Raw genomic sequence first — 2,870 nt, forward strand, 5'->3', positions numbered from 1 at the left:
GCTCGCGTTGTACCGGCGGCGCGGCGCGGTGATCAACACCGGAATCGGCCGGCGCGGCTACACCTATCTGCTCGGCGCTGAGGCGAACAAGTTCGTGTTCGCCAACGCCGACGCGTTCAGCTGGCGGGAAACGTTCGAGAGCCTGGCCATTGTCGACGGTCCCACGGCACTGATCGTCAGCGACGGGGAGCACCACCGGCGCCGGCGCAGCGTGGTGGCTCCCGGGCTCCGGCACCGCGAGATCCAGCACTACGTGCAGACCATGGTCTCCAACATCGACTCCGTTATCGACAGCTGGCGGCCCGGGCAGAGCTTGGACATCTACCGGCACTTCCGCTCCGCAGTCCGGCGCAGCACCGCCGAATCGCTGTTTGGGCAGCGCCTGGCCGTCCACTCCGACTTCCTCGGCGAACAGCTCCAACCACTGCTCGACATGACCCATCTACTGCCGCAGCTGATGCAGCTGCACCGCCGGTTCAACTCGCCGGCATGGCGGCGGGCGATGGCCGCCCGGACGGCCATCAACGACCTCATCGACAGCCAGATCACCGACGCCCGATCTGAGCCCAGGCCCGACGACCACCTGTTGACCATGTTGATCAATGGTCGCGGCGACGAAGGGTATGCCCTGGACGACAACGAGATTCGCGATCAGATCATCTCGATGATCACCGCCGGCTATGAGACCACCAGCGGCGCGCTGGCGTGGGCCGCCTACACGCTGCTGACCCTGCCGGGCGCCTGGGACACCGCAGCCGATGAGGTGGATCGCGTACTCGGCGACAGACCACCGACGGCCGAGGACCTCGACGCGCTCACCTACCTCAATGGCGTTGTGCACGAGACACTTCGGTTGTATTCGCCCGGGGTCATCTCGGCCCGTAGGGTGACGCGGGACCTCTGGTTCGACAGGCACCGCCTGCGGGCGGGACGATTGCTGATCTTCAGTGCGTACGTCACCCATCGGCTACCCGAAATATGGCCGGAACCAACAGAATTCCGTCCGCAGCGGTGGGATCCGGGCGCATCGGGGTTCCGCAAGCCTGCGCCGCACGAGTTCATCCCGTTCAGCGGAGGATTGCACCGCTGCATCGGCGCGGTCATGGCAACCACCGAAATGACGGTGATGCTCGCCCGACTGGTCGCCAGGACCAGACTTCGGCTGCCCGCTCAGCGCATCCGCGCGGCCAATCTTGCCGCGCTGTCCCCTCATCCGGGGCTGACGGTCGAGATCAGCGACCTAGTGCCAGCGCAGCAGCACTAGTTCTGTGCAGAATCCGGGGCCCATCGCGAGCATCAGTCCAGGGCTTCCGCTAGGCGGCGATTTTTCAATGGTGTCGCGGAGTATGTGCAGCACCGAGGACGACGAGAGGTTGCCGATCTCGCCGAGCGAGCGCCAGGTCAGCTCGAGCGCTTCCGGCGGCAGCCCAAGGCTTTTGGTGATCGCGTCGATGACCTTGGGACCACCGGGGTGGCTCACCCACGCGCCGATGTCGTCCTTGGTCAGCCCGTGTGGGGCCAGGAACCGGTCGACGTCATCGGCGAGGTGGCGCTCGATAACCGTCGTCAGCTCCGGAGACAGCACAAGCTGCAGGCCGGCGGAACTGACGTTCCAACCCATGATGTGCTGCGAGTCGGGATAAAGGCGGCTGCGCGAATCGAGGATGGCGGGGCCCTCGGCGCGAATCTGTCCGGCACGACGGTCGCCGACGGCTACGACGGCGGCGGCTCCGTCTCCGAACATCGCGCTTCCGACCAGACCCGACACGGTCGGCGTGACCGCCGGGTAGGTGAGCGAGCAGAGTTCGACCGACACCAGGACCGCGACGTCGTCGGGCGCGCCACGCAGATAGTCGTGCAGCCCAGCCACTCCCGCCGCGCCGGCCGCGCAGCCCAGGCCGAACAGCGGCGCACGGCGGACATCCCGACGCAGGCCGAGCCGCCCGGCTATCCGGGCATCCAGCGACGGGACCGCGATACCGGTGACCGTCGTGGTCGCGATCATGTCGATGTCCTGGGGTTGCAGGCCCGCCTCGTCGAGTGCACCCAGAAGCGCCTCACAACCAAGATCCACCGCGTTTTCCAGGAAGATCTCGTTCGCCTCACCGAAGTCGGTCAGTGTGTGATACTTCTCCAACGGCAACACGAGATGACGGCTGTTGACCTTCGCGGCGGCATGCAGCCGCCGGACAATGTGCGCGTGTTCCCTTAAACCGGCAAACTCGACAAACGAGTCCGTAATCTCGCTTTGGCTGTAACGATGCGGCGGCAACGCGCCGAACACACCCGCGATGACGCTCATATCCGTGCCCTTTTTAGCGATCTAAAGATTAAGTAACTACCAGCCCCTGTCTACTTTCTGAAACAGGACCGTTAAAGTCATGAGCTTATGCCGTGTTGTGCGGCGGCGCAAAGTCGTGCCTATTCAACATGTGTCGCATTAGGTCCGGCGGATGTCTGCGGAATATGTTTCGCAAGAGTCGGTTTCGTCAGTACTGGCGCTCTTCGTCCTGTTCGTCTGCGCTGAGCGCCATCGCGATTAGCGCATCGGGACTTAAAGAGTCGATGACGTCGTCGCTACGAGTCGGATCGGCACCTTGCTTTTCGTTAGGGCCCGCCAGGAGTAATAGTTTGTCGAGCAATCCGGTCCTTCGCAGCTCGTGCAATGGAATCTTTCTCAGCGAAGACCAAATCTTCTCTTCGTCGGATTCTGCGCCGTGGCCGTGGAGCAGTTGGTGCGCAAGATGATCGGCCAACGCCGTCGGAGTGGGGTAGTCAAAGATCAAGGTGCGCGACAGCGCCAACCCGGTTTGGGCTTTGAGGCGGTTGCGCAGTTCGACCCCGGTCATCGAGTCGAATCCGAGGTCCTG

General features: G+C 63.9%; 3 protein-coding genes. 1 reads left to right on the forward strand and 2 read right to left on the reverse strand.

Annotation, left to right across the window (positions count from 1 at the left end):
* Positions 1-1,264: cytochrome P450 (locus tag VML93_RS03205; RefSeq protein ID WP_325607622.1), on the forward strand; the 1,264-nt coding region annotated here is incomplete at its 5' end.
* Here the strand turns inward: VML93_RS03205 and VML93_RS03210 are convergent.
* Positions 1,241-2,302 carry a type III polyketide synthase gene (locus tag VML93_RS03210; RefSeq protein ID WP_325607624.1) on the reverse strand — a complete coding sequence of 354 codons (1,062 nt, stop codon included), beginning with the start codon at positions 2,300-2,302 and terminating at the stop codon, positions 1,241-1,243. The two genes, VML93_RS03205 and VML93_RS03210, sit on opposite strands and share 24 nt — an antisense overlap.
* A 187-nt stretch (positions 2,303-2,489) precedes the next feature.
* A partial coding sequence (locus VML93_RS03215) for an acyl carrier protein (RefSeq protein ID WP_325607626.1) occupies positions 2,490-2,870 on the reverse strand: 381 nt, incomplete at its 5' end.

Origin of the sequence: Mycobacterium sp. (assembly GCF_035499775.1) — a bacterium.
GTDB lineage: Bacteria > Actinomycetota > Actinomycetes > Mycobacteriales > Mycobacteriaceae > Mycobacterium.

Coding starts and splice junctions, on each gene's coding strand:
- VML93_RS03210 (WP_325607624.1), bottom strand. CDS start 2,302: ATGAGCGTCATCGCGGGTGTGTTCGGCGCGTTGCCGCCGCATCGTTAC.